Below are 22,036 nucleotides of genomic sequence, written 5' to 3'. Positions count from 1 at the left end.
CTTGACGGCCGAGCTGCTGTTCACGGCGGGCGACCTGGCGCGGATGCGCTTCGCGGTCTCCCCGATGTGGGAGGTCGGCCCGAGCCTGCGGCTGCTGCGCTCGGGGCTCGCCCACCCCGTCCACCGGCCCTGGGCGGACCAGGTGCGGCCCCGGCTGGCGGCGCTCGGCCCGGCCTACGCGCTGCTGGCCGAACTCGTCCCGCCCGCCGGATATGTGCCGGACTTCATCAACCCAGCCCCCACCGGCCCCGCCCCCACCCTGGCGGAGGAACTGGCCGCGATCAGGGCCACCCCGGCCGAGCGGGTCCGTCACGACCTCGACCGGCTCGGGGGCGGCCTCGACCGGGCCCGGGACGGCCGCGGCGGGCTCGGCCCCCGGCTGCGCGCCCTGTACGGCGATCCGGCGGGCGGACTGGTCCGGCTCACCGAGGCGGTCGAGGCGTACTGGGAACTCGCGCTCGCCCCGTACTGGGCACGGATCCGCGCCGTCCTGGACGCCGACGTGCTGCACCGGGCCCGGCAGGCCGCCGAGCACGGCGCGGCCCGGGTGCTGAACGACCTGCACACCGAACTCCGCTGGACCGAGGACACCCTGCGGCTGCGCCACCGCACCCGCCCGCTGCCGGGCCGCACGGCGGGGGCGGGCCTGCTGCTGGTCCCGTCCGCCTTCACCGGCCCGGCGCTCTACACCCGCCTCGCTCCGCCGGAGCCGCTGCAGCTCGCCTACCCGGCGCGCGGCATCGGCACGCTGTGGACCGGCGCCCCGGCGGCCGGCACCGAGGCGCTGGCCGCGGTCCTCGGCCGCTCCCGCGCCCGGCTGCTCACCGAGCTGGCGGCCCCGGCGTCCACCACCGAGCTGGCCCGGCGCACCGGACTGTCCGCGTCGGCGGTGTCCCAGTACCTGACGGCCCTGCGGGACGCCCGCCTGGTCAGCGCCCACCGGGCCGGGCGGTCGGTGCTGTACGCGCGGACGGCCTCGGCGGAGGCGCTGCTGGCGCCGCTGGGGGAGGGCTGACGGGGTGTTCCTCCGCCTGCCGCAATCGTCGGCCGGCTTCCCGGTGTCGTCTGGCCCGATCCGTCCGAGGTCCGTAGCGTGCGGGACATGACCTCCAGTCGGCACCCCCGGAGCCCGCGCCGCCGGGCCGCCCCCGTCGCCGCGCTGCTCGGTGTCGCCCTCGGCACCGTCGCGCTCACCGGGGCCCCGGCGCCGGCCCCCGTGCCGCGGGCCGCACCGCAGCAGGACGGACCGCAGCAGGGCGAACCGCAGCAGGGCGCGCCGCGGGACGGGTCGGCCGCCCACGCCGGGCTCCGCCGGGCGGACGCGCCGCCGACCGTCTACGCGCACCGCGGGGCGTCCTCGGCCGCGCCCGAGAACACCCTGGTCTCGGACGAGGTCGCCCGGCGCGGCGGCGCCGAGTGGATCGAGAACGACGTCCAGCCGAGCCGGGACGGCGTCCCGTACGTGCTGCACGACGACACGGTGGACCGCACCACCGACGGCAAGGGCCGCATCCGCGACCTGACCGCCGCCCAGCTGGACACGCTGGACGCCGGCTCCTGGTTCGCCCCCGCCTACGCGGGCACCCACCTGCCGACGCTGGCCGCCCAGCTGGAGGACCTGCGCACCCGCGGCGGCAGGCTGCTGCTGGAGATCAAGGGGCCGCACACCCGCGAGGAGGTGTCCAGGATCGTCCGCGAGGTGCGCGACCACGGCATGACCGGCCGGGTCTTCGTCCAGAGCTTCGAGGCGGACGCCCTGCGGTACACCCGCGAGCTCGCCCCCGAACTCCCGCTCGGCCTGCTCCGCGCCACCCTGGACGCCGACCCGGTCGCCACCGCCCGCGAACTCGGACTGGCCGCCTACAACCCCTCCGACGAGGCGCTGTCCGCCCGGCCCGACGTGATCCGGGACCTGCACGCCGCCGGGGTGGCCGTCAACGTCTGGACGGTCGACCAGCCCGCCCGCTGGAAGGCCCTCACCACCGCCGGCGTCGACGGCATCATCACCAACCGCCCCGCCGAGCTGGCCGGTTGGACGGCGGCCTGGTCGCCGTCGAACAACCCGGGTTAGGCTGCCCGGCGTGACGGAGGAGCAGGCGGCGGGTGGCCGGCCGGCGGAGCGGACGAGCGCCGAGGAGTTCGTCCTGAGGCACTTCGGGCGGCTCCCGGAGCCGCAGGGCTCGCTGAGCGCCTTCGACGGGCGGCTGGTCGTCGACCTGGACACCAAGGCCGTCACCGTGGACGGCCGGGACGTACGGCTCACCCACGCCGACGTCCGACTGCTGCGCGGTCTGATCGAGCTCGGCGAGGGCGTGCACCAGCCGCACGTGATCATGGGGAAGGTCTACGGCGCCCCGCTCCTCACCCACGAGCTCGGGTTCCCGATGACCGTCCTGAGGACCGAGCTCGGCGAGCCCTCCTGGATCGAGCGGACCGAGGACGGTTACGCCCTGCGGCCCCCGGAGCAGGCGTAGGACCTGTTCGGGCTCCGCGGTGCGAGTGTGACGGCCGTCATGCCGGATCCATGATCATCCGCCCTGGTGCCGGGTCCGGTCCGACCGGGATGATGGGCCGTCGGCCGGGCGGGACCGCCCGGGTCTGTGGCAACGGGGGGTCGGCGATGTCGCCGCACGAGATCGGGTTGTACGCGAGCGCGGCCGTGGTGGTCGGCGTGGGGTTGCGGACGCTGGTGCTGGCCGGCTCCGGAGCCGGCGGTCCGGCGGCCGGAGGGCCCTCGGCCGGAGGGCCGGGCGAGGTGCTCGCGGTCGTCCGCACCGCTCTGGCACGTCGCCCGTGGGCCACGTTCGCGCTGTTCACCGTGATGGCGGTGATGGCCGTGGTCCAGTACGCCGTGCCCGCCGTGGTCGAGGACCTGATGCGGCAGCCGGACGCGCTGCACGACGGACAGTGGTGGCGGGCCGGAACGGCGCTGCTGGTGCAGTCCTCGGGCCTCGTCCAGATCGCGTTCAACCTGCCGGCCCTGCTCATGATCGGCGCCGTCGCCGAGACGGTCCTCGGGTGGTGGCGGACCCTGGCCGTCTTCCTGGTCAGCGGCGTCCTCGCCCACGTGGTGAGCCTGGCCGGCTGGGCGCCGCGCGGCGGCGGCGACTCGGTGGCCGTCTGCGGCCTGCTGGGCGCGCTGGCCGTCACCTGCCTGCGGCGCGGGAGCCTCCGCGGCCCCGGACTCAAGGCCGGCTGGTACCTGCTGCTCGTCCCGGCGGCCGCCGTGTTCCTCTGCGCGCTGCGGAACAACCACGGCGCGGGCCTGCTGGCGGGCTGTCTGCTCGGGCTGCTCCTCGCACCCGGCGCGACGCCCGGGCGGAGCAGCCGGCCCGTCACGGCCTGACGGCGGGGGCACGCCTCCCGCACCGAGAGGTCCCCGAAGGCCGCCCGGCCGGCGGGGCGGCAGGTCCGGATCGTCACCCCGGCGCCGGAAGCCGCGCGCCGGGGCCGAGGACCACCGGAAGGGGCAGCGGGTGGCACTCGTCGATCAGGTCATGGGCCGTCAGCGAGCGGGCCGGCGCCCGGCTGCCGTGGATCCGCCGCTCGTCGTCCGGGCCGAGTCCGTCCTTCAGCCGGGCGACACCGTCGGCGTCTCCTCGCGGGCCGTGTCGGCGATTCCCCGCGGGTCAATCCGGCAGGCCCGCCGCCGGGAGCGGGTCCCGGCGGGCCGGGGCGCGGCGCAGCCCCGGTGCCAGCAGCAGGGTGGTGGCGAGCGACGCCGCCGCGGCCGTCGCCATGCCGGTGGCCGGGGAGGTCAGTTCGGCCACCCCGCCGGCCAGTGCCGCGCCGGCCCCCTGCATGGCGAGCATCCCGGAGCTGTGCAGGCCCAGCGCCTGCCCGCTGAGCTCGTCGGGGGTCAGCGCCGTCAGCCGCTCCTGCAGCAGCAGCCCCGACGCGTACCCGAAGGTGGCGACCGTGACCAGCGCCAGGGCGACCGGCAGCGCCGGTTCGAAGGCGAAGAGCAGGTACGGGGCGGCGAGCAGGACGCACAGCGGGACGGCCAGCCGGTCCCGCCACCCGGGGGGCAGGAGGCGGCCCGCGACGGCGTCGCCGGCCAGCATGCCGACGGCCCCGCAGGCGAACAGCGCGCCCGCGTCGCCGGGGGAGTACGGGACGTAGAGCGACTCCGCCCCGACGATCAGGCCGCTCGGCAGCCACAGCGCGAGGTAGACGTACCGGCGGGGTGCGCAGGACCAGAGCCGGGCGTTGGTGCGCCACGTCCCGGCGACGGACGCCGGCCCGGTGGCGCGGGGCGGCCGCCGGCTGAGCCCGAACCGTGCCACCGCGGTCGCGGGCAGGTACAGGCCGGCGGCCAGCAGCAGGGTGCCGCGCGCCGAGAGCACCGTCACCAGCGCTCCGCCGAGCGCGAAGCCGCCGATCTGGACGATCCCGGCCGCCATGGTGAGGACGGAGCGCCCGAGCAGGTAGCCGTCCCGGGTCAGGACCTCGTTGAGCAGCCCGTACCGCACGCCGCCGCCGACCGACCCGGCCACGCCGAGCGGCAGCAGCGTCGCGAACACCGCCCAGACCGGCAGCCCCGGCAGCGCCTGTACGGCGGTGCCCGCGCCGAGCAGCAGGCCGAGTCCGGTCAGGGCGGCGCGCGGTGGCAGCCGGTCCGCGCCGGACAGCACGGTGGCGGCGCCGACCAGCTGGGCCAGCGCGGGTCCGAACGCGGCGAGGGAGGAGAGCAGGGCCGAGCCGGTCCGGTCGAACACCAGGACGCCGAGGGCGAGCCCGCTCACCGTCTGGGCCGCGGTCTGCCCGGCCGAGGCGAGCAGGAGCGGGGTGAACTCCGGGGTACGGAAGAGCTGTCGGTACGTACGCATGCGGCAGAGTCTCGGCGGGCCGGCGGACGGGCCGTTACTCTTTCGCGGGGAGGCGAAAGATGAGCTGGTGGCGGGTCGACGCGGACACCCTCGCCGGGGGCCGCTTCGTCACCTCCCCCCTGGCCGAGGCGCTCGCCGGCCTGAAGACCCTGCACCATGGCACCGCGGCGCACCCGGGCGAGCACCACTGGCTCGCCGCCCACCTGGCCGGCTACCGCGAGCGCCTGGCCGCGGACCCGGTCACGGCGGCCCTGGTCGGGGCCGCGCTGGGGCGCCGCTGGAACGCGACCTTCCTCACCCCCACCCCCCTCGGCGACGGCGGTCCGACCTTCGCCGAGGAGCTGGAGCAGGTCCGCGGCACGCCGCCCGCCGTCGTGCGCGCCGACCTGGCGGAGACCCTGGGCGGTGCGCTGCCGGAGCCGCTGCGGCGCGACGACCTGGCGCCGCGCGCCGCCGACCTGCTGGAGTGGGTGTGGACGGAGACCGTGCTGCCCTCCTGGCCGCGCCGCCGCCGGATCATCGAGGCCGACGTCCTCGCCCGGACCGCCCGGCTCGGATCGCACGGCTGGGCCGCCACCCTCGACGACCTGCGGCCCGGGATGCGCTGGCTCGGAGCGGACCGCCTGCGGGTCACCGGCGGGGACGGTCCGCCGCTGCAACTCTCCGGGGCCCGGCTGATGTTCGTCCCGGTGACCCCGGCGCAGAGCTGGGTCTGCTGGGACGTCCCGGCGGTCGACGGCCGGCGGGCGGGCCCCGGCGGGCGGTACGCGGTCGTCTACCCGTGCGCGGGGGTCCTGGCCGACGACGGGCGCCGCCCGGTGCCGACGGCCCTGGCCGCCCTGCTCGGCTCCGCGCGCGCCGAGCTCCTCACCCTGCTCGACACGCCGAAGACCACCACCCAGCTGGTGGCCCTCACCGGCCGACCCCTGGGCGCGGTCGGCGGGCACCTGCGGATCCTGCGCGAGGCCCGGCTGGCCGAGCGGCGACGCGCGGGCCGCGTCGTCCTGTACCGGCGGACTACGGCCGGCCGGGTCCTGGTCGACGCGCAGCGGTCCGGGCCCGCGGCGCTGTGACGTCGCTGCCGTGACGACGGCGTCGTGCGGGCGCGCCGTCGCGGGACCCGGCCGGCATCCCCGGCGGTGCCCTGCCCCGGGTCGCATACTGACGGCATGACCGTTGACATCCTCCCCGCCCTAGCGGACGGGGATTCCTCCCGCGCCCGCGGCACAGACACCCGTGCGTGGCAGGTCGCCGAGGCGGGTTCCCCGTTCGACGGGCCGTGCCCGGCGTGGGATCGCCACGCCGGGTCTTGCCGGTCCTCCAGGGGCGTTTAGCCTGTCCGCCTGCCCGGCGGCCAGGATGTTGCGAGCAGCGTTGAGGTCACGGTCATGCAGCACACCGCACGCCGTACAGGCCCATTCCCTCACGTGCAGGGGTTTGGGTCCGTCGCGGTGTCCGCACTCCGAGCAGAGCTGGGAGGACGGGAACGCGCGGGACACGATCCCGATGGTCCGTCCGTAGCGGGCCGCCTTCTCTTCGAGGAGACGCCGGAAGGTGGACCATCCGGCGTCGTGGACGGACTTGGCGAGTCGGCCACGGCTGAGGCCGCGCACGTTCAGGTCCTCCAGGTACACCGCTTGGGTTTCGCGGATGATCCTGGTGGTCTGCTTGTGCAGCCAGTCCATGCGGGTGTCGGCGACCTTGGCGTGCGCCCTGGCGACCTTCCTGCGGGCCTTGGCCCGGTTCTTGCTGCCCTTGGCCTTGCGGGACAGTTCCCGCTGCGCGGCCTTCAACCGCTTCTCGGCCTTGCGCAGGAAGCGCGGGTTGTCGATCACGCTGCCGTCCGAGAGGACGGCATAGGTGGTCAGCCCGAGGTCGATGCCGGCCTCGGCATCGACCTCGGGCAGGTGGCCGGGTTCGACGTCCACGACGAAGCTCGCGTGGTACCGCCCCGCCGCATCCAGCACGACCGTCACCGAGGACGGGTCGGCGGGCAGAGCGCGCGACCACTTCACCCGCACATCGCCGATCTTCGCCAGGTTCAGCTTCCCGTTGCCCCGGAGACGGAACCCGTTACGGGTGAACCGCAGCGACTGCCGGCCATCGCGCTTCGACTTGAACCGGGGAAGCCCGATCGGCCGACCGGCGCGCTTACCGGACACCGAGTCGAAGAAGTTCCGGTACGCCGTGTCCAGGTCCCGAAGGGACTGGATCAGCGGATCCACGCCGACCGAGGCCAGCCACGCCCGCTCCGCGGTCTTCTTCGCCCCGGTGATCACCAGCTTCTGCAGATCCGCGCTCCCGGGGTACGGCCGCCCGGCCTTCCGGGCCTCCTTCCGTGCCGCGAGAGCGTCGTTGTACACCACCCGGGCACACCCGAACGTCCGGGCCAGTGAAGCTCGCTGACCCGCCGTCGGGTAGATGCGATAGGAGTACCGAAGGTGCACACGACCAACCTACCGACAGGCACTGACAACGGCTCACGTCAGAACCTCCGGAGACCGCTCCGCCGCTACGCGGCTCCGCGTCAAACCCCCATTCCTCCCCGGCCTGAAGGCCGGGGCATCCTGGGAGATCAAAGGTGAATCAGGTGGCGGGGGGCGGTGCGGGTACGGGCCGGCGCGAGGTGCTGCGGGTGGGCGCGGCGGCACTGCTGCTCGGCGCCGCGGGGTGTACGGGCAAGGGCAAGCCGCAGACCGCGGCCCCGAGTTCGAGCGGCGTGGCGAGCACGTCGACGGCGGGAACAGCCACGCCCGAAACGCCCACGTCTGGAGCGCCCACGCCCGAAACACCCACGCCTGGAACGCCCGCGCCGACCCCGCTGCCCGAGCGGCCGCTCTGGCAGCCCGGACCGGACGAGATCCAGCCCGACGTCAAGCGCCGCGCCGTCGAGCTGGTCGTCGCGCTGGGTGCCTGGCCGCCCGGCGGGCAGGGTGTGGAGGCGGCCCGGGCCCGGGTGGCGGCGCTCGGTCTGCCGCCCGCGCTGGCCGAGCAGGCCGGGCCGTTGGCCCCGGCGGCGGCCGAGGCGAGCCTGGAGGTGGTCGTCGCCCAGTACGGCGGGATCCTCGACGACTCGGCGAGCGTGCTGGTGGTCTGCCGGCAGTGGACCAGGGGTCCGGACGGGTCGGTGGCCGAGGGCGGCACCACCGTGGACGTCCGGCTGAGTCGGGCCGAACCGCGGTGGACCGTCACCGCCCTGCACCCGGGGGTCGCGGGCCCGGCCGCCGCCGCACCGTCCGCGACGGTGGCCCGGGTACTGGCCGAGCCGAGGATCGAGCTGCCGCCCGAGGCGGCGGCGGACCTGCGCGGTGGCGCCGTGCACGACAGCGTGCTGGAGGCGATGCTGCGGCTGGCCGGCCCGTACACGCTGTTGGTGAGCGTGGTGCGGACCGGCCACCCGTTGGACGTCTTCGGGACGACCCGGCCCAGCGACCATCCGCTGGGCCGGGCCTTCGACGTCTGGCGGATCGACGGCATGGCCGTGGTGGACCGGGCCACGCCCCGGCGGCTGGTCGAGTCCTTCATGCGGGACGCGGCCGCCGCCGGTTCGTACAACGTGGGCGGTCCGGTGGCGATCCCGGGCGCCGGCAGTCAGTTCTTCACCGACGACACCCACCACGACCACTGCCACGTCGGGTTCAACCACTAGGAACAGCGGTCGAAGGAGGCGCAGGTCAGCTGACGTTGACGCCGCTCCAGGCCGCCGCGACGGCCTTGTACTCGGTGCTGGTCGCGCCGTAGAGGTCCTTGGCCGCGTTGAGCGAGGCGGCGCGGGCACCCTTGTAGTTGGTGGTGGACGTCATGTAGACGGTCAGCGCGCGGTACCAGATCTTGGCGACCTTCTGGTTGCCGATGCCGGTCACCGTGGAGTTGTTGCAGGTGGAGCTGTTGTAGGTGAAGCCGTTGATGGTCTTGCTGCCGCTGCCCTCGCTGGCCAGGTAGAAGAAGTGGTTGCCGACGCCCGAGGAGTTGTGCACGTCCAGCCTGCCGACCGAGCTGCTCCAGCAGTCCGCCGAGTTGCCGTCCAGCGAGGGCTTGTCGAAGCGGCGCAGCCACGGCGGGGTGGACTGGTCGCTGAACAGGTAGTCGGGGGTGTCGACCTTGTTGTTGGCGTACCACTCCACCATCGTTCCGAAGATGTCGCTGGTGGACTCGTTGAGGCCGCCGGACTCGCCGCTGTAGCGCAGGTTGGCGGTGGCGCTGGTGACGCCGTGGGTCATCTCGTGGCCCATGGTGTCGAGGTCGACCTGCTCCGGGTCGTGGGAGCCGTCGCCGTCGCCGGTCATCATGCAGAAGCAGCTGTCGGACCACTGGGCGTTGTCCCAGTTGGTGCCGACGTGGACGAAGACGGTGGCGCCCTTGCCGTCGTTCTTGATGCCGTTCCGGCCGAAGGTGTTCTTGTAGTAGTCGTACGTCCAGGCGGTGTTGGCGTGGGCGTCGACGGCCGCGGTGGAGCGGTCGGTGGAGAACTTCTTGCCGTCGCCCCAGACGTTGGTGGCGCTGGTGAAGGCGGTGCCCGAGGTGGCCTTGACCGAGCTCGACGAGAGGTTGTGGGCGTCCTTGGTGACGTGGCCGCGGACCGGGTCGGTCAGGGTGAAGCCGCCGCTGACCGGGGTGGTGTCGATGCCGATCGTGCCGGTGTACTCGGAGTTGCCGGTGCCGGTGGCCTGGTGCTCCGCGTCGTAGGACTCGATCTGCTCGCCGGTGGTGGCGTCGGTGACGACGACCTTGCCGGCCGGCTGGCCGTGCTCTCCGGTGCCCTCGACGGTGGTGCGCCAGGCGAGGCGGGGCGTGCCGTCGGCGGCCCAGACGATCAGTTCGGGGGTGCTGACGGCGTCCCGGACGCCCGGGGCGGCGGACAGCGCATTGGCGGCGCCGGACTGTGCGGGGACCTTGGGGACGGTCGACTTCACGGCGGCGTCGTGGGCGGCGGCGCGGGTGGTGTCCTTCAACTTGCCCTTGGCGTCCTGGTGGACGACGAGGTCGCCGCCGACCACGGGCAGGCCCTGGTAGGTGCGGTCGAAGCGGACGTGCGAGGTGCCGTCGGCGTCGAGCACGACGTCCTTGAGCACGAGGTCCTGGCCGGCGCCGAAGCCGAACACCGCGGCGTTGTGGGCCACGTTGGCGCGGGCCTGGGATATCGCGGCCTCGCGCGGGTTGGGCGCGGCGGAGGCGGTGGCGGCGGGAACGGTCGCGCCGGCGAGGGCGGCGACGATCGCGACGGCTCCGGCCACGCGGGCACGGCGGAAGGAGGACGTGGGGGTCACTCTGACTCCAGTGGGGGTTAGCTGCAGGGATAGGAGCTGGGTCAGAGATTGACGGCGATCAGTCATGTTCAGCTAGAGGGATGGTCATAACTTTGCCAAGCTGTGTCCTTTGACAGTCAAAAATGATCAGAAGTTAACAAGCGGTCTACAGTGCCGTCGTGACGATCGACTACACGTGGCGTGGACCCCGCACCGACGAGGCCGGCCTGTCGGCACTGTGAAACCCCGCGCGGCCGGACCGCGCAACCCCTAGGCTTCCGGCCCATGGACGGATGGGTGGGGGCCTGGACCGGCGGGCGGGCGGCGGTCCACGTGGGCGACGTCGCGGACTTCAACGCCCAGTTCCTCGCCCCCGGCACGGACGCCGCACAGCGCCTGCGGCGACTGCGGCACGCCCACCACTACGCCTGCCTGGCCGTCGCCTACAGCCCCGAACCCGCCCTGCTGGTGCTGCCCGCCGACGTCGACCGGGAGTGGACCGACTGGCTGGCCCGGGAGTTGGACTGGGGCCCGGTCGAGGTGCACAGCGGCGTGGCGCCGGACCGGACGATGGCCGAGGCGCTCGCCGACCGCCCCGCGCTGGCCGCCCGGATCGCCGACTCCGGCCGTCCGGTGATCGGCTGGGGCCGGACGGCCGCCCGGGGCGAGGGGCCCGAACTGGCCGCCGTGCGCCGCTACGAGTCCAAGGCCGCCGCGCACGACCTGTTCACCGCCCTCGCCCCCGGCCACCCCGGCGTCCGCCCACCGGACCAGGAACGCCCGGACGGCCGCCGCCGCGCCGCCCGCCGGCTCACCGCCCGCGCCGCCCGGGGGCGGACCACCGTCCTGAAGAGCCCGTACGGCGTCGGCGGCTACGGCACCGTCGTGGTCGAGCCCGCCGAGCTGTTCGCCGCGGGCGGCGGCGCGGCCCTGCTGCGGCGCCTGGTCCGCACCGAACTCCTGCCACCGGACGGCCCGCTGCTGCTGGAGGAGCACGTGGACCCGGGCCCGGCCGCCCGGCTGCGCGACCTCACCTACGACGCCCTGGTCGGCCCGGACGGCACCGTCCACCCGGTCGGCGCGGGTGCCATGGACGTGGCCGGCACCCGCTACCAGGGCGTCACCGTCGGCCCCGGCGCGGTGCCGGCGGCCGCCGCCGCGACCGCCCGCCGGTTGGCCCTCGCGGTGGGCGAGCGGCTGGCCGCCGAGGGCTACCGCGGCTGGTACGACGTCGACTTCGTCACCGACCGGGAGCGCCGGCTCGCCCCCACCGAGATCAACCTGCGGCTCACCGGCCCGGCCGTCGCCTTCGTGCTGGCCGCCCGGCTCGACGAGGTGCGCGGCCCTGGCCACCTGGTGCGCACCCTGGACGGGATGCCGCTCGGCGCCCGGCTCGCCCCGGCCGCGCTGCACGACCACCTGGAACGGCTCCGGCCGCGCTGCGCCCGGCTCGGCGTCACCCTGCTGCCGCTGATCCCGACGGCCTGCCGCGAGCCCGAGCCGACCGTCGGCCTGGCCCTCGCCGGGCCGGACCCGGAGGCGCTGGACGCGGCCGAGGCGCTGGTCGCCGCCGCGAACCACGGGCTGGCCGGGATGTTCGAGGCGCTCAGATGAGGTGGCGGCGGTGCGGCGGTGCGGCGGCGTCGGTGCAGCGATGAGGTGGCGTCGGTGAGGCGCCGTCACTCCTTCCCGACCGGCGGGCGCCAGAGGACGAAACGCACCAGCACCAGCGCCGCCAGCATCAGCGGAACGTTGAAGGCGAACACCAGGGCCGCCTCGCGCGGCCAGTCGTCGGCCCTGGTGAGCCGGTAGAGGTTGTCCTGCGGCCACCAGTTGACCAGCAGCCAGGTGACCGCCAGATGGGTGAAGGCGGACAGCCGGCGCGGCCGGCCCATCCGCAGCACCGCCTCGAAGCCGACGGAGAGGTAGACGATCCCGGCGCCGAAGGCCAGGTTCTCGCACAGGTAGAGGAGACGGAACAGGGCGTCGTACGGGGAGGGCACGCCGGTGAGGTCGGTCGAGCCGGGGAACAGCACATCGGTCGTCACCCACGCGCCCCCGCCGAACAGCAGCACGCAGAAGACCGCCGCGCAGCCGTTCGCGACCGGCCCGTCCCAGGAGCCGCCGCCCCCGCCCTTGCCGCCGCCCTTGCCCCCGCTCCGGCCGCCGGCCTTGGCGGAGCGCGGTGCGGTGTGCTCCGGCGGGGCGGGCAGCGGCAGGGCCGTACGGTCCAGCTTGCCCGCCCGGGTGCGCGGCAGCTCCGGCACCGGGACGACGGCGGCCGGCACCGGGCCGCCGTCGAGCTCCGCCTCCAGGTACTGGGAGAGCGACCAGCCGTCCGCCCCCTCCGCCCCCGGCGCGGTCACCGCGTAGCCGACCAGCTGCCGCTGCCCCGGCCTCGGCTCCACCTCGACGACGGCCGCCTCCCGCACCGCCGGATGCCCGCGCAGCGCGCCCTCCGCGCGGACCGCCGCCCGCACCCGCGCCAGCACCGTGATCGGCCGTTCCGCGCCGAGCGGTCCCACCACGGTCGCGGCCCGCGCGGTGAACTCCAGGACGCCGTCCGCCCGCAGCACCCCGAGGTCGCCGGTCAGCAGCACCCGGCCGTCCGGGTCGAAGTCCGCCCGGACGAAGCGGCGGGCGGTGTCCGCGGGCCGGTTGAGGTAGCCGCGGGTCAGGCCGGCGCCGCCGATCGCGATCTCGCCCGCCAGACCGTGCCCGGCGGGGGTGCCGTCCGGGCCCAGCACGTACACCCGGGTCCCGGGGAAGGGGCGGCCGACCAGCGAGACCCGCTCGGCGCCGTCGGCGGCGGCGGTGCCCTGCGCGTCGAAGTAGGTGCTGTCCACGGTGGCCTCGGCCAGCCCGTAGACGTTCAGCACCCGGGTCCGCTCGCCGAGCAGCCGCTGCAGGCCCAACTGCTCCTCCAGGTACCACTTCTCGGCGCCGACGGTGAGCAGCCGCACCCCGGGCAGGCCCGCGCCGGTCGCGGCCAGCAGACCGGTCAGCCGGCGCGCGGTGCGGACGTTCAGCTCCAGCACGGTGATCCGCTCGGCGGCCACCAGGGCGGGAAGCGCGCCGAGGTCGGCGGTGCGGTCCAGGGTGAGGTTGAACGGGGTGACCACCAGGGTGGCGCCGGTGCCCAGCGCCCGGACCCAGTCGGCGGTGAAGACGTCGAACTCCAGGCTCGCCGTCTGCAGGATCCGGTCCTCGGCGGTCAGCCCGTACACCTCGCGCCAGCCCTCGTACGCGGCCAGCAGGTTGCGGTGCTCGACCAGCGCGCCGACGGGCAGTCCGGTGGAGCCGGAGGTGTAGAAGACGCAGGCCAGGTCCTCCGGACCGGCCTCGGGTGGCGCCTTCGCCTCCGCTGCCGCGAGCGGGGCCCGCGCCGCCTCCGCCGTGTCGACGCAGACCAGCCGCGCCCCGCCCGCGTCGGCCAGCCGGACCCGGTGCACCTCCTCGGTCACCACCACGTCCGGCGCGGCGTCGGCCAGCACGTGTCGCAGGAGCGCGTCCGGCGCGCTCGGCTCCAGCGGCACGTACGCGGCGCCCGCCTTGAGCACCGCGAGCAGCGCCACGTACACCTCGGTGCCCCGGCCGAGTGCGACCGCCGCCCGGCCGCCCGGGGCCAGGCCCTGCTCCGCCAGTACGGCGGCCAGCCGGGTGGCCCGGCTGTTCAGTTCCCCGTAGGTCAGCTCGCGCTCGCCGCAGCGCACGGCCACCGCCGCCGGCGCCCGGCGCGCCTGCCGCTCGACCAGCCCGTGCAGCGTCCCGGCCCGTCCGGTGTCCCCGCTCATCCGGCCTCCCCCTCGCCCCGCGTCCCCTCGGAGGGACGATCCTCCTCCCAACTCCCGTCGGGCAACAGGGTTATGGGGTGTCCACCCAGCGGACGGTCCGGCTCCGCCCCGGCCGACGGTTGTAGTCTGCACGCGGACGGACGGCGCCGCGCCCGTCCGGTGCGGCGCCGCGCCCGCTCCCCGCCGCGATCGGAGACCGAGCCCCCATGACCGAGAGTTTCGACGGCCCCCTCCTGCGCACCAAGGACGTCGACGTCGTGCGCGACGGACGCCACCTGCTGCGCGGGATCACCCTGGAGATCCGGCCCGGCGAGCACTGGGCGCTGCTCGGCCCCAACGGCGCCGGCAAGTCCACCCTGCTCGCCCTGCTCGGTGCCGTCTCCCACCCCACCCGCGGCGAGGTGGACGTGCTCGGCCGCCGGCTCGGCCGGGTCGACGTCCGCGAACTGCGCGCCCACCTCGGGCACGTCAACCCGCGCCACCCGCTGCGCTCCCCGCTGACCGTGCGCGAGGTGGTGCTCACCGGGCACGCCAACACCATCGAGCCGGAACTGCACCGCAAGCCCGCCCCGGAGGTGCTGGAGCGGGCCGACCGGCTGATCGACACGCTCGGCATGAGCGCGATGGCCGAGTCCCCGTGGACCACCCTCTCCCAGGGCGAGCGCGGCCGGGCCCTGATCGCCCGCGCCCTGATGCCCAGCCCCCGGCTGCTGCTGCTCGACGAGCCCGCCACCGGGCTGGACCTCACCGCCCGCGAGCTCCTCCTGGACAGCCTGGACCTGCTGCGCCACGAGCACCCGGACCTGGCCAGCGTGCTGGTCACCCACCACCTGGAGGAGCTGCCGGAGAGCACCACCCACGCCCTGCTGCTGCGCGGCGGCGAGTGCGTGGCGGCCGGGCCGGTGGCGGAGGTGATGACCACCGGGCTGATCAGCGAGACCTTCGGCCACCCGATCCGGATCAGCCGGCACGAGGGCCGCTGGACGGCCCGGGCCGCCGCCCGTCGTACACCGGGAAGGTAACGGTTCCGGGGGTGGGTGTAGACGCTGGGACATCCATACGTAAGGTATGCCTTAGCTAAGGACGGAGCCCCGGCCCCGTCCGTCCCTCATTGCCTGGCACACCCATGCCCTTTTCCGTTGGAGCCCGCATGTCCGCCCGTCGCCGTTCCACCGCAGCCGTGCTGCTCACCCTCGCCGTGGCGACCGCTGCCCTGGCCGGCTGCTCGTCCAAGAGCGACGACAAGGCGGGCTCCTCCGACGCGGTCAAGGTGAACGCGACCGACACCGCGTGCGAGGTCTCCAAGACGACCTTCGCGGCCGGCCACGTCGTGCTGGACATCAGCAACAAGGGCTCCAAGACCACCGAGGTCTACGTCTACGGCGACGGCGACAAGATCGTCACCGAGCGCGAGAACATCGGCCCCGGCACCAAGGCCAGCATCAACGCCGAGATCAAGGCCGGCTCGTACGAGATCGCCTGCAAGCCCGGCATGGTCGGCGACGGCATCCGCCAGAAGATCACCGTGACCGGTGCCAGCGGCAGCGCCGCCCCGGCCGACCCGCGCCTGGCCGCCGCCGTGGACGCCTACCGCAAGTACGCCCAGGAGCAGGCCGACGCGACCATCCCGGCCGTCGAGGCCTTCGCCGCCGCGATCAAGGCGGACGACCTGGAGAAGGCCAAGTCGCTGTTCGCGGCCTCGCGCACCGGCTGGGAGCGCACCGAGCCGGTCGCCGAGAGCTTCGGCGACGTCGACCCCAAGACCGACACCCGCGAGGACAAGGTCGAGGCCGGCCAGCAGTGGACCGGCTGGCACAAGCTGGAGAAGTCGCTCTGGGCCGACGCCAAGATCGGTGACGACGAGAAGAAGCTCGCCGACCAGCTGGTGAACGACCTCAAGGACTGGCAGAAGAAGATCCCCGAGGCGGAGATCACCGCGACCAGCATGGCCAACGGCGCCAAGGAGCTGCTGGACGAGGTCGCCACCAACAAGATCACCGGCGAGGAGGACCGCTACAGCCACACCGACCTGGCCGACTTCCAGGCCAACGTCGAGGGCGCTCAGAAGGCCTACGAGCTGCTGAAGCCGGTCGCCGCCGAGAAGGACGCGGACCTGTCCAAGACCCTGGACTCCGAGTTCGCCGCCATCAACGCCCTGCTCGCCAAGTACAAGCAGGCCGACGGCACCTTCACCTCCTACGACAAGGTCACCGAGGCCGAGCGCAAGACCTTCTCCGACGCGGTCAACTCGCTGGGCGAGCCGCTGTCGAAGCTGGCCGCCGCCGTGGTCGCCAAGTAACGGCCACGCGGTTCCCCCACCACCCACCCCACGACGCCGTGGCGGCCCGGACCGGCCGCCACGGCATCCGTGAGTCAGCGCACAGCACTCAGTACCGAGAAGGGCCCGCCCGCCGATGGACGCCGAGAACGAGCAGCAGAACGCGACGCCGGACACCGCCGACGCCGCCGCGACCAAGAGCGCGGTCAGCCGACGCGCCGTCATCGGCTGGGCCGGCGCGGGTGTCGCGCTCGGCGCCGCCGCCGTCGGCTCGGTCGCCGCGGCCACCAGGCAGGACGACCCCGCCCCGGCGGCCGCCGCCCCGGCCGGCGCCGAGGTGCCGTTCTACGGCGAGCACCAGTCCGGCATCGCCACCCCGGTCCAGGACCGGCTGCACTTCGCCGCCTTCGACGTCTCCGAGAAGGCCACCCGGGAGTCGCTGGTCAAGCTGCTCAAGGAGTGGACCAAGGCGGCCGCCGCGATGACCGGCGGCCGCGAGGTCGGCACCGGCGCCGCCACCGGCCTGCCCGAGGCGCCGCCGGACGACACCGGCGAGGCCCTCGGCCTGCCCGCCTCCCGGCTCACCCTCACCATCGGCTTCGGGCCGAGCCTGTTCGAGAAGGACGGCGTGGACCGCTTCGGCCTGAAGGCCAAGCGCCCCGAGGCCCTGATCGACCTGCCGGGCTTCAAGGGCGACAAGCTCGACCCCACCCGCAGCGGCGGCGACATCTGCGTCCAGGCCTGCGCCGACGACCCGCAGGTCGCCGTGCACGCGATCCGCAACCTGGCCCGCATCGGCATGGGCACCGTCAACATCCGCTGGTCCCAGCTCGGCTTCGGCAAGACCTCCTCCACCACCCCGGACGCGCAGACCCCGCGCAACCTGATGGGCTTCAAGGACGGCACCCACAACATCGCGGGCACCGACACCGCGAAGCTCGCCGACCACGTCTGGGCCGCCCCCGGCGACGGCCCCGAGTGGATGACCGGCGGCTCCTACCTCGTCGCCCGGCGGATCCGGATGCACATCGAGACCTGGGACCGCACCTCGCTCAAGGAGCAGGAGGACGTCTTCGGCCGCACCAAGGGCGAGGGTGCGCCGTACGGCAAGGCCAAGGAGCACGACGCCCCGGACCTCAAGGCGATGCCCGCCGACTCCCACGTCGCGCTCGCCCACCCGGACGCCAACAGCGGCCTGATGATCCTGCGCCGCGGCTTCTCCTTCACCGACGGCACCGACGGCCTCGGCCGCCTGGACGCCGGCCTGTTCTTCCTCGCCTACCAGCGCGACAGCCGCAAGGCCTTCGTGCCGCTGCAGACCCGCCTGGCGTCGAGCGACAAGCTCAACGAGTACATCCAGCACGTCGGCTCCGCCCACTTCGCCTGCCCGGCGGGCGTGCGCAAGCCGGGGGAGTGGTGGGGCCAGGCCCTGTTCGGCTGACCCGCCGCCACCCCCGTACGTACCACCTCTTCACCCCCAGGGAGCCAGCGTGTTCGGCAACTACCTGATCGGCCTTCGCGAAGGCCTCGAAGCCAGCCTGGTCGTCTGCATCCTGATCGCCTACCTGGTCAAGACCGACCGCAAGGACAAGCTGCCGCCGGTCTGGCTGGGCGTCGGCGCGGCCGTGGTCCTCTCGATGGCCTTCGGCGCGGTGCTGCAGTTCGGCTCCTCGCAGCTCACCTTCGAGGCCCAGGAGGCGCTCGGCGGTTCGCTGTCGATCATCTCGGTCGGCCTGGTGACCTGGATGGTGTTCTGGATGCGGCGCACCGCCCGGCACCTGAAGACCGAGCTGCACGGCAAGCTGGACGCGGCGCTCGCGATGGGCACCACCGCCCTGGTGGTCACCGCCTTCCTGGCCGTCGGCCGCGAGGGACTGGAGACCTCGCTGTTCATCTGGACCGCGGTCCAGGCCACCGGTGACGGCTGGAACCCGCTGATCGGCGCCGCGCTCGGCCTGCTCACCTCGGTGGTGCTCGGCTGGCTGTTCTACCGCGGCGCGCTGAAGATCAACCTGGCCAAGTTCTTCACCTGGACCGGCGCGATGCTGGTCGTGGTCGCGGCCGGCGTGCTCGCCTACGGCGTGCACGACCTGCAGGAGGCCGGCTGGCTGCCCGGTCTGCACAGCACGGCCTTCGACATCTCCAGCACCATCCCCAAGGACAGCTGGTACGGCACCCTGCTGAAGGGCGTCTTCAACTTCCAGCCCGACCCGACGGTGCTGCAGCTGGTGGTCTGGCTCGCCTACCTGGTCCCGACGCTGGCCGTCTTCTTCAACGTCCTCGGCGGCGGCAAGTCCACGCCCAAGCCCGCCCAGCCGGTCACGGCCGAGCCGGCCGCCTGACCCCGCGGATCCCCCGAACCGCCCCGCCCGGCACCCGCCGGGCGGGGCGGTTTCGTCATGGGTCCGTTACAGCCGCAACCGGCGCGGTCGTGGGCGGCGTGCTCGGGGACGGAAAGACCGACCGTTCACCCGTGGGGGGACCATGACCGTTCGCAGGCCTGCCAGGCTCGCCGCCGCCGCCGTGACGGCGCTCGCCGCCGCCGTGCTGCTGACCGCGTGCGACGACGACGCGGGGGCGGGCGCGCAGCCGGCGCCGACGGTGACCGTCACCGGGGCGGGATCTGTGCAGCCGACGAGCGCCGGCAAGGGGACCGTCCCCGGGGCGACGCCGACCGGCCCGATGGTCGGCCAGTCGGCCGGCGCGCGGTGCACGGCCGACGAGCTCACGGCCACCGTACAGCTCCAGGAGGCCGGTTCGGCTATGGTGATGGTCACCAACAAGGGCAGCCGGAGTTGCACCCTGTTCGGCTACCCGGGGTACGGCGGCCTGCGGCCCGACAACAGCGCGGACACCCTGGCCGTCAAGCGGGAGCCGCACCCCGGGCCGCCCATGGCGATCACCCTGAAGCCGAGGACGACCGCCTTCTCCGGACTCAAGTGGAGCTCCTGCGACAAGGCCGACCCGACCTGCCACGTGATCACCGGCCTGCGGCTCACCCCGCCGGACGAGACGAAGCAGCTGACCGCCGAGGTGCTCGGCCTCGACGGCAAGCCGGTCGTCCAACTGCCCGTCTCCGCTCAGGGCCTGACCACCGGCAGTCTGCAGCCCTCCAACCAGGGCGTGGTGTTCGCCGGGCCGTGACACGAGGGAGCCCCGGGGCGGTCCGATCGGACCGCCCCGGGGCTCCCTGGCGTACGTACCGGACTAGTCGCTCTTGATGGCGCCCAGGATGTCCATCTTCGCCGCCTTGTGGGCCGGCCAGAGGGCGGCCAGCAGGCCGACCACGGCGGCCGCCAGCAGGAAGCCGAGGATCTGCACCGGCGGCACCTCGGTGGTGATGCCCTTGAAGGTGTCGGCCAGCGTGCGCAGGCCCGCCCAGGCGACCACGACGCCGAGGACGACGCCGACCAGTCCGCCGAACAGGGCGATCAGCAGCGACTCCAGCCGGACCATCCGGCGGATGCCGAGCCGGTCCAGGCCGATCGCCCGCAGCATGCCGATCTCCCGGCGGCGCTCGAACACCGACATCGCCATGGTGTTGACCACGCCGAGCACCGCGATCACCACGGACATGCCGAGCAGGCCGTACATCATGTTCAGGATGCTGGTGACGATCTGCCGGCTCTCCGCCTTGATGTCCTTCTCGCCCTTGACGGCGATCAGCGGGTTGCCGCCGGTCGCGTCGCGCACCGCCTGCTTCAGCTTCCCGGTCGGGCCGTCGGTGCCCTTCACCAGGACCTTGTTCGGGCCGGTGCCGGGGGCCGCGTGCGGGCCGACGACCGACTCGGGGGCGACGATCCCGGCCAGCGCGGTGTTGGACTCCAGCACGCCGCCGACGGTCAGCGAGCCCTTGGCGCCGTCCGGGTAGGTGACGGCGAGGGTGTCGCCGACCTTGTAGCGGGTGCGGTCGGCGGTGCCGGAACTCACCAGCAGCTTGCCCTGCTTGAGGGCGTCCGCGGCGCCCTCCTTGACCTTGACGGTGGCCAGCTGGTCGATGGTGGCGGCGTCCACCGCCGTCAGCCACTCGGTGTCCGCGTCCTCCCCGCCGTCTCCCAGGGTGACCGGGACGGTGCGCTCCATGCTCATCGCGGCGACGCCGGGCGCCTTGGCGATCTGGGCGCCGACCTCGGGGGAGAGCATCGAGTAGTTCTGCATGGTGACCGTGAAGTCGGCCTTGAAGTCGCTCGCGGTCGCCTTGTCCACGGCCTTGTTCACCGAGGCGCCGACCACGGTCAGCGCGGTGATCAGGGTGACGCCGATGGTCAGCGCCGAGGCGGTGGCGGCGGTCCGGCGCGGGTTGCGGATCGCGTTCTCCTTGGCCAGCCGGCCCGGGGTGCCGTACAGCCCGCCCAGCAGCGGGGCGAACAGCGCGATCAGCGGCCGGGACAGCAGCGGGGTCAGCACGAACACGCCGATCAGCAGCGCGCCGGCCCCGGCGCCGACCAGCTTGACCTCCTTGCCGGCCGCACCCGCGGCCAGCGCGGCCGCGCCGGCCAGGGCGAAGACCAGGCCGATGCTGTTGCGGACCACCAGGCTCTTCTGGGTGGCGGGCTGCTCGGACGAGCTCATCGCCGCCACCGGGGCGATCCGGGAGGCGCGGCGGGCCGGGAGCCAGGCGGCGACCAGGGTCACCAGCACGCCGACCGCCAGCGCGGCGATCACCGTGCTCGGGGCGATCACCAGCGGGCCGTCCGGCAGGTTGGCCTCCAGCGGGCCGTTCAGCAGCGACTGGAGCCCGGCGGCGATGCCGATGCCGGCCACCAGACCGGCCACCGAGGCGGTCAGACCGACCAGCGCCGCCTCGATCTTGACGGAACGGGTGATCTGCTTGCGGCTGGCGCCGATGGCGCGCAGCAGGGCCAGCTCCTTGGTGCGCTGGGCGACCAGCATGGTGAAGGTGTTGGCGATGATGAAGACGCCGACGAAGAGCGCGATGCCCGCGAAGACCAGCAGGGCGGTGCTCATGCCCTTGGTGCCCTGCTGGATCATCCGGTCCTGCTCGTCGGCCAGGTCGCGGCCGGTCCTGGCCTCGATGGTGTCGGCCTGCGGGAGGGCCTGCTTGACGGCGGTGAGCAGCGCGGTGTCGTCGGTGCCCGGCTTGGCCTTGACGTCCAGCTCGCCGAAGCGGCCCGGGGTCAGGTAGAGCTGCTGGGCGGTGGCGCTGTCGAAGGCGGCCAGCGAGCCGCCGGCCTGCACCCGCGGGTCGTTGGTGCGCAGGGTGCCGGTGAGCTTGAGCTCCATCACCGGGCCGTTGACGGCCACCCGCACGGTGTCGCCGACCTTGTAGCCGCCCTTCCCGGCGGTCTTGGCGTCCAGCGCGATCTCGCCGGCGTTCTTCGGGCCGCGGCCCTCGACCAGCGGGTAGCGCGGGTCGGTGCCGTCGGCGCCCGGCACGTAGTTGGTGCCGGTGGTGGAGAAGCCGTCGCCGATCAGCGCGCCCTTCTTGTCGGCGATGCCGGCGAAGCCGCTGACCACGCCGCGGGCCTCGGCGACGCCGGGCAGCGCCGCGACGGCCTGGCGGGTGGACTCGGTGAGGGTCGGCCCGGTGTGGGCCCGGCCGCCGTGGTCGTAGCCGCGGCCGACCGCGTCCCGGTCGCTGACCGTGACGGCGATGTCGGTGTAGCTCTTGGAGTTCTGGGACCTGAGCGCGCTGCCGAGGGTGTCGGTGAAGACGAGCGTGCCCGCCACGAAGGCGGTGCCGAGCATGACGGCGAGCGTCGTCATCAGCAGTCGGCCCTTGTGGGCCAGCACATTGCGCAATGCGGTGCGGAACATGAGGGGTCGTCAGTCCTGGGGGGCTCGTGGGGCGGATGGCTTCGGGGTTGCCGGTTCAGCTGGTGCGTGGTGTCAGCTGGTGCGGCCCTTGGCGTCGAAGCGGCGCATGCG

The 22,036-nt window shown here is 74.2% G+C and carries 17 protein-coding genes; 12 read left to right on the top strand and 5 right to left on the bottom strand.

Annotated features, from left to right (window positions below; translation table 11 throughout):
• The first annotated feature begins 1 nt into the window (after window position 1).
• The 4 genes from IE332_RS34925 to IE332_RS34910 all read left to right on the top strand — a co-directional run bounded on the left by IE332_RS34925 (window position 2) and on the right by IE332_RS34910 (window position 3,346).
• Window positions 2-1,015: an ArsR/SmtB family transcription factor gene (locus IE332_RS34925; RefSeq protein WP_229929152.1), complete on the top strand. Its 1,014-nt coding sequence runs from the start codon at window positions 2-4 to the stop codon at window positions 1,013-1,015.
• 87 nt (window positions 1,016-1,102) lie between these two features.
• Window positions 1,103-2,071, top strand: coding sequence for a glycerophosphodiester phosphodiesterase (locus IE332_RS34920; RefSeq protein WP_189924527.1), 969 nt, complete (start codon window positions 1,103-1,105; stop codon window positions 2,069-2,071).
• Window positions 2,072-2,081: 10 nt separating this feature from the next.
• Window positions 2,082-2,474: a response regulator transcription factor gene (locus IE332_RS34915; RefSeq protein WP_189924525.1), complete on the top strand. Its 393-nt coding sequence runs from the start codon at window positions 2,082-2,084 to the stop codon at window positions 2,472-2,474.
• A gap of 146 nt (window positions 2,475-2,620) precedes the next feature.
• Window positions 2,621-3,346 carry a rhomboid family intramembrane serine protease gene (locus IE332_RS34910; RefSeq protein ID WP_189924523.1) on the top strand — a complete coding sequence of 242 codons (726 nt, stop codon included), beginning with the start codon at window positions 2,621-2,623 and terminating at the stop codon, window positions 3,344-3,346.
• A gap of 283 nt (window positions 3,347-3,629) precedes the next feature.
• On the opposite strand, the gene IE332_RS34905 is transcribed toward IE332_RS34910, so the two are convergent.
• Complete coding sequence (locus IE332_RS34905; protein WP_189924514.1) at window positions 3,630-4,829, bottom strand: MFS transporter; 1,200 nt, start codon at window positions 4,827-4,829, stop codon at window positions 3,630-3,632.
• Between the two features lie 59 nt (window positions 4,830-4,888).
• Here IE332_RS34905 and IE332_RS34900 point away from each other — a divergent pair, with 59 nt between their 5' ends.
• Complete coding sequence (locus IE332_RS34900) at window positions 4,889-5,902, top strand: transcriptional regulator (protein WP_189924512.1); 1,014 nt, start codon at window positions 4,889-4,891, stop codon at window positions 5,900-5,902.
• Between the two features lie 120 nt (window positions 5,903-6,022).
• Here IE332_RS34900 and IE332_RS34895 read toward each other — a convergent pair whose 3' ends face one another.
• Window positions 6,023-7,276: an RNA-guided endonuclease InsQ/TnpB family protein gene (locus tag IE332_RS34895; protein ID WP_189924510.1), complete on the bottom strand. Its 1,254-nt coding sequence runs from the start codon at window positions 7,274-7,276 to the stop codon at window positions 6,023-6,025.
• Window positions 7,277-7,410: 134 nt separating this feature from the next.
• Here IE332_RS34895 and IE332_RS34890 point away from each other — a divergent pair, with 134 nt between their 5' ends.
• Complete coding sequence (locus tag IE332_RS34890; RefSeq protein ID WP_229929151.1) at window positions 7,411-8,478, top strand: hypothetical protein; 1,068 nt, start codon at window positions 7,411-7,413, stop codon at window positions 8,476-8,478.
• A 25-nt stretch (window positions 8,479-8,503) separates the two neighbouring features.
• Here IE332_RS34890 and IE332_RS34885 read toward each other — a convergent pair whose 3' ends face one another.
• On the bottom strand, window positions 8,504-10,162 hold the full coding sequence (locus IE332_RS34885; protein WP_373313926.1) for a M4 family metallopeptidase: 1,659 nt from the start codon (window positions 10,160-10,162) through the stop codon (window positions 8,504-8,506).
• A gap of 198 nt (window positions 10,163-10,360) precedes the next feature.
• Between IE332_RS34885 and IE332_RS34880 the strand changes: the two genes are divergently transcribed.
• Window positions 10,361-11,689 (top strand): hypothetical protein, encoded by a 1,329-nt coding sequence (locus IE332_RS34880; protein WP_189924506.1) that lies wholly within the window; start codon window positions 10,361-10,363, stop codon window positions 11,687-11,689.
• Window positions 11,690-11,754: 65 nt separating this feature from the next.
• Here IE332_RS34880 and IE332_RS34875 read toward each other — a convergent pair whose 3' ends face one another.
• The gene (locus IE332_RS34875; RefSeq protein ID WP_189924504.1) at window positions 11,755-13,869 is read right to left on the bottom strand and encodes an AMP-binding protein; all 2,115 of its coding nucleotides are present in this window, start codon (window positions 13,867-13,869) and stop codon (window positions 11,755-11,757) included.
• Between the two features lie 206 nt (window positions 13,870-14,075).
• On the opposite strand from IE332_RS34875, the gene IE332_RS34870 reads away from it, so the two are divergent.
• The 5 genes from IE332_RS34870 (at window position 14,076) to IE332_RS34850 (ending at window position 19,291) form a co-directional block, all read left to right on the top strand.
• Entirely contained in the window at window positions 14,076-14,891 is an 816-nt protein-coding gene (locus IE332_RS34870; RefSeq protein WP_189924502.1) for an ABC transporter ATP-binding protein, read from the top strand.
• Window positions 14,892-15,019: 128 nt separating this feature from the next.
• Window positions 15,020-16,168, top strand: coding sequence for an iron uptake system protein EfeO (gene efeO / locus IE332_RS34865; protein WP_189924500.1), 1,149 nt, complete (start codon window positions 15,020-15,022; stop codon window positions 16,166-16,168).
• Between the two features lie 115 nt (window positions 16,169-16,283).
• Window positions 16,284-17,588: an iron uptake transporter deferrochelatase/peroxidase subunit gene (gene efeB / locus IE332_RS34860; protein WP_189924498.1), complete on the top strand. Its 1,305-nt coding sequence runs from the start codon at window positions 16,284-16,286 to the stop codon at window positions 17,586-17,588.
• Window positions 17,589-17,637: 49 nt separating this feature from the next.
• Window positions 17,638-18,489: an iron uptake transporter permease EfeU gene (gene efeU, locus IE332_RS34855; RefSeq protein ID WP_189924496.1), complete on the top strand. Its 852-nt coding sequence runs from the start codon at window positions 17,638-17,640 to the stop codon at window positions 18,487-18,489.
• Window positions 18,490-18,631: 142 nt separating this feature from the next.
• Window positions 18,632-19,291: a DUF4232 domain-containing protein gene (locus IE332_RS34850; RefSeq protein ID WP_189924493.1), complete on the top strand. Its 660-nt coding sequence runs from the start codon at window positions 18,632-18,634 to the stop codon at window positions 19,289-19,291.
• Window positions 19,292-19,354: 63 nt separating this feature from the next.
• On the opposite strand, the gene IE332_RS34845 is transcribed toward IE332_RS34850, so the two are convergent.
• Window positions 19,355-21,925, bottom strand: a complete 2,571-nt coding sequence (locus IE332_RS34845) for an ABC transporter permease (RefSeq protein ID WP_189924491.1) — start codon at window positions 21,923-21,925, stop codon at window positions 19,355-19,357.
• Between the last annotated feature and the right edge of the window lie 111 nt (window positions 21,926-22,036).

The sequence above is a fragment of the Kitasatospora xanthocidica genome, from assembly GCF_014656195.1.
Classification (GTDB): domain Bacteria; phylum Actinomycetota; class Actinomycetes; order Streptomycetales; family Streptomycetaceae; genus Kitasatospora; species Kitasatospora xanthocidica.
This window is presented reverse-complemented; position numbering and strand designations above follow the sequence as displayed.

Bases quoted from the DNA above. Each gene is read 5' to 3' on its own strand.
- IE332_RS34920 (WP_189924527.1), top strand. From the start codon at position 1,103: ATGACCTCCAGTCGGCACCCCCGGAGCCCGCGCCGCCGGGCCGCCCCC.
- IE332_RS34910 (WP_189924523.1), top strand. From the start codon at position 2,621: ATGTCGCCGCACGAGATCGGGTTGTACGCGAGCGCGGCCGTGGTGGTC.
- IE332_RS34905 (WP_189924514.1), bottom strand. From the start codon at position 4,829: ATGCGTACGTACCGACAGCTCTTCCGTACCCCGGAGTTCACCCCGCTC.
- IE332_RS34900 (WP_189924512.1), top strand. From the start codon at position 4,889: ATGAGCTGGTGGCGGGTCGACGCGGACACCCTCGCCGGGGGCCGCTTC.
- IE332_RS34885 (WP_373313926.1), bottom strand. From the start codon at position 10,162: ATGACTGATCGCCGTCAATCTCTGACCCAGCTCCTATCCCTGCAGCTA.
- IE332_RS34880 (WP_189924506.1), top strand. From the start codon at position 10,361: ATGGACGGATGGGTGGGGGCCTGGACCGGCGGGCGGGCGGCGGTCCAC.
- IE332_RS34875 (WP_189924504.1), bottom strand. From the start codon at position 13,869: ATGAGCGGGGACACCGGACGGGCCGGGACGCTGCACGGGCTGGTCGAG.
- IE332_RS34870 (WP_189924502.1), top strand. From the start codon at position 14,076: ATGACCGAGAGTTTCGACGGCCCCCTCCTGCGCACCAAGGACGTCGAC.
- efeO (WP_189924500.1), top strand. From the start codon at position 15,020: ATGTCCGCCCGTCGCCGTTCCACCGCAGCCGTGCTGCTCACCCTCGCC.
- efeB (WP_189924498.1), top strand. From the start codon at position 16,284: ATGGACGCCGAGAACGAGCAGCAGAACGCGACGCCGGACACCGCCGAC.
- IE332_RS34850 (WP_189924493.1), top strand. From the start codon at position 18,632: ATGACCGTTCGCAGGCCTGCCAGGCTCGCCGCCGCCGCCGTGACGGCG.
- IE332_RS34845 (WP_189924491.1), bottom strand. From the start codon at position 21,925: ATGTTCCGCACCGCATTGCGCAATGTGCTGGCCCACAAGGGCCGACTG.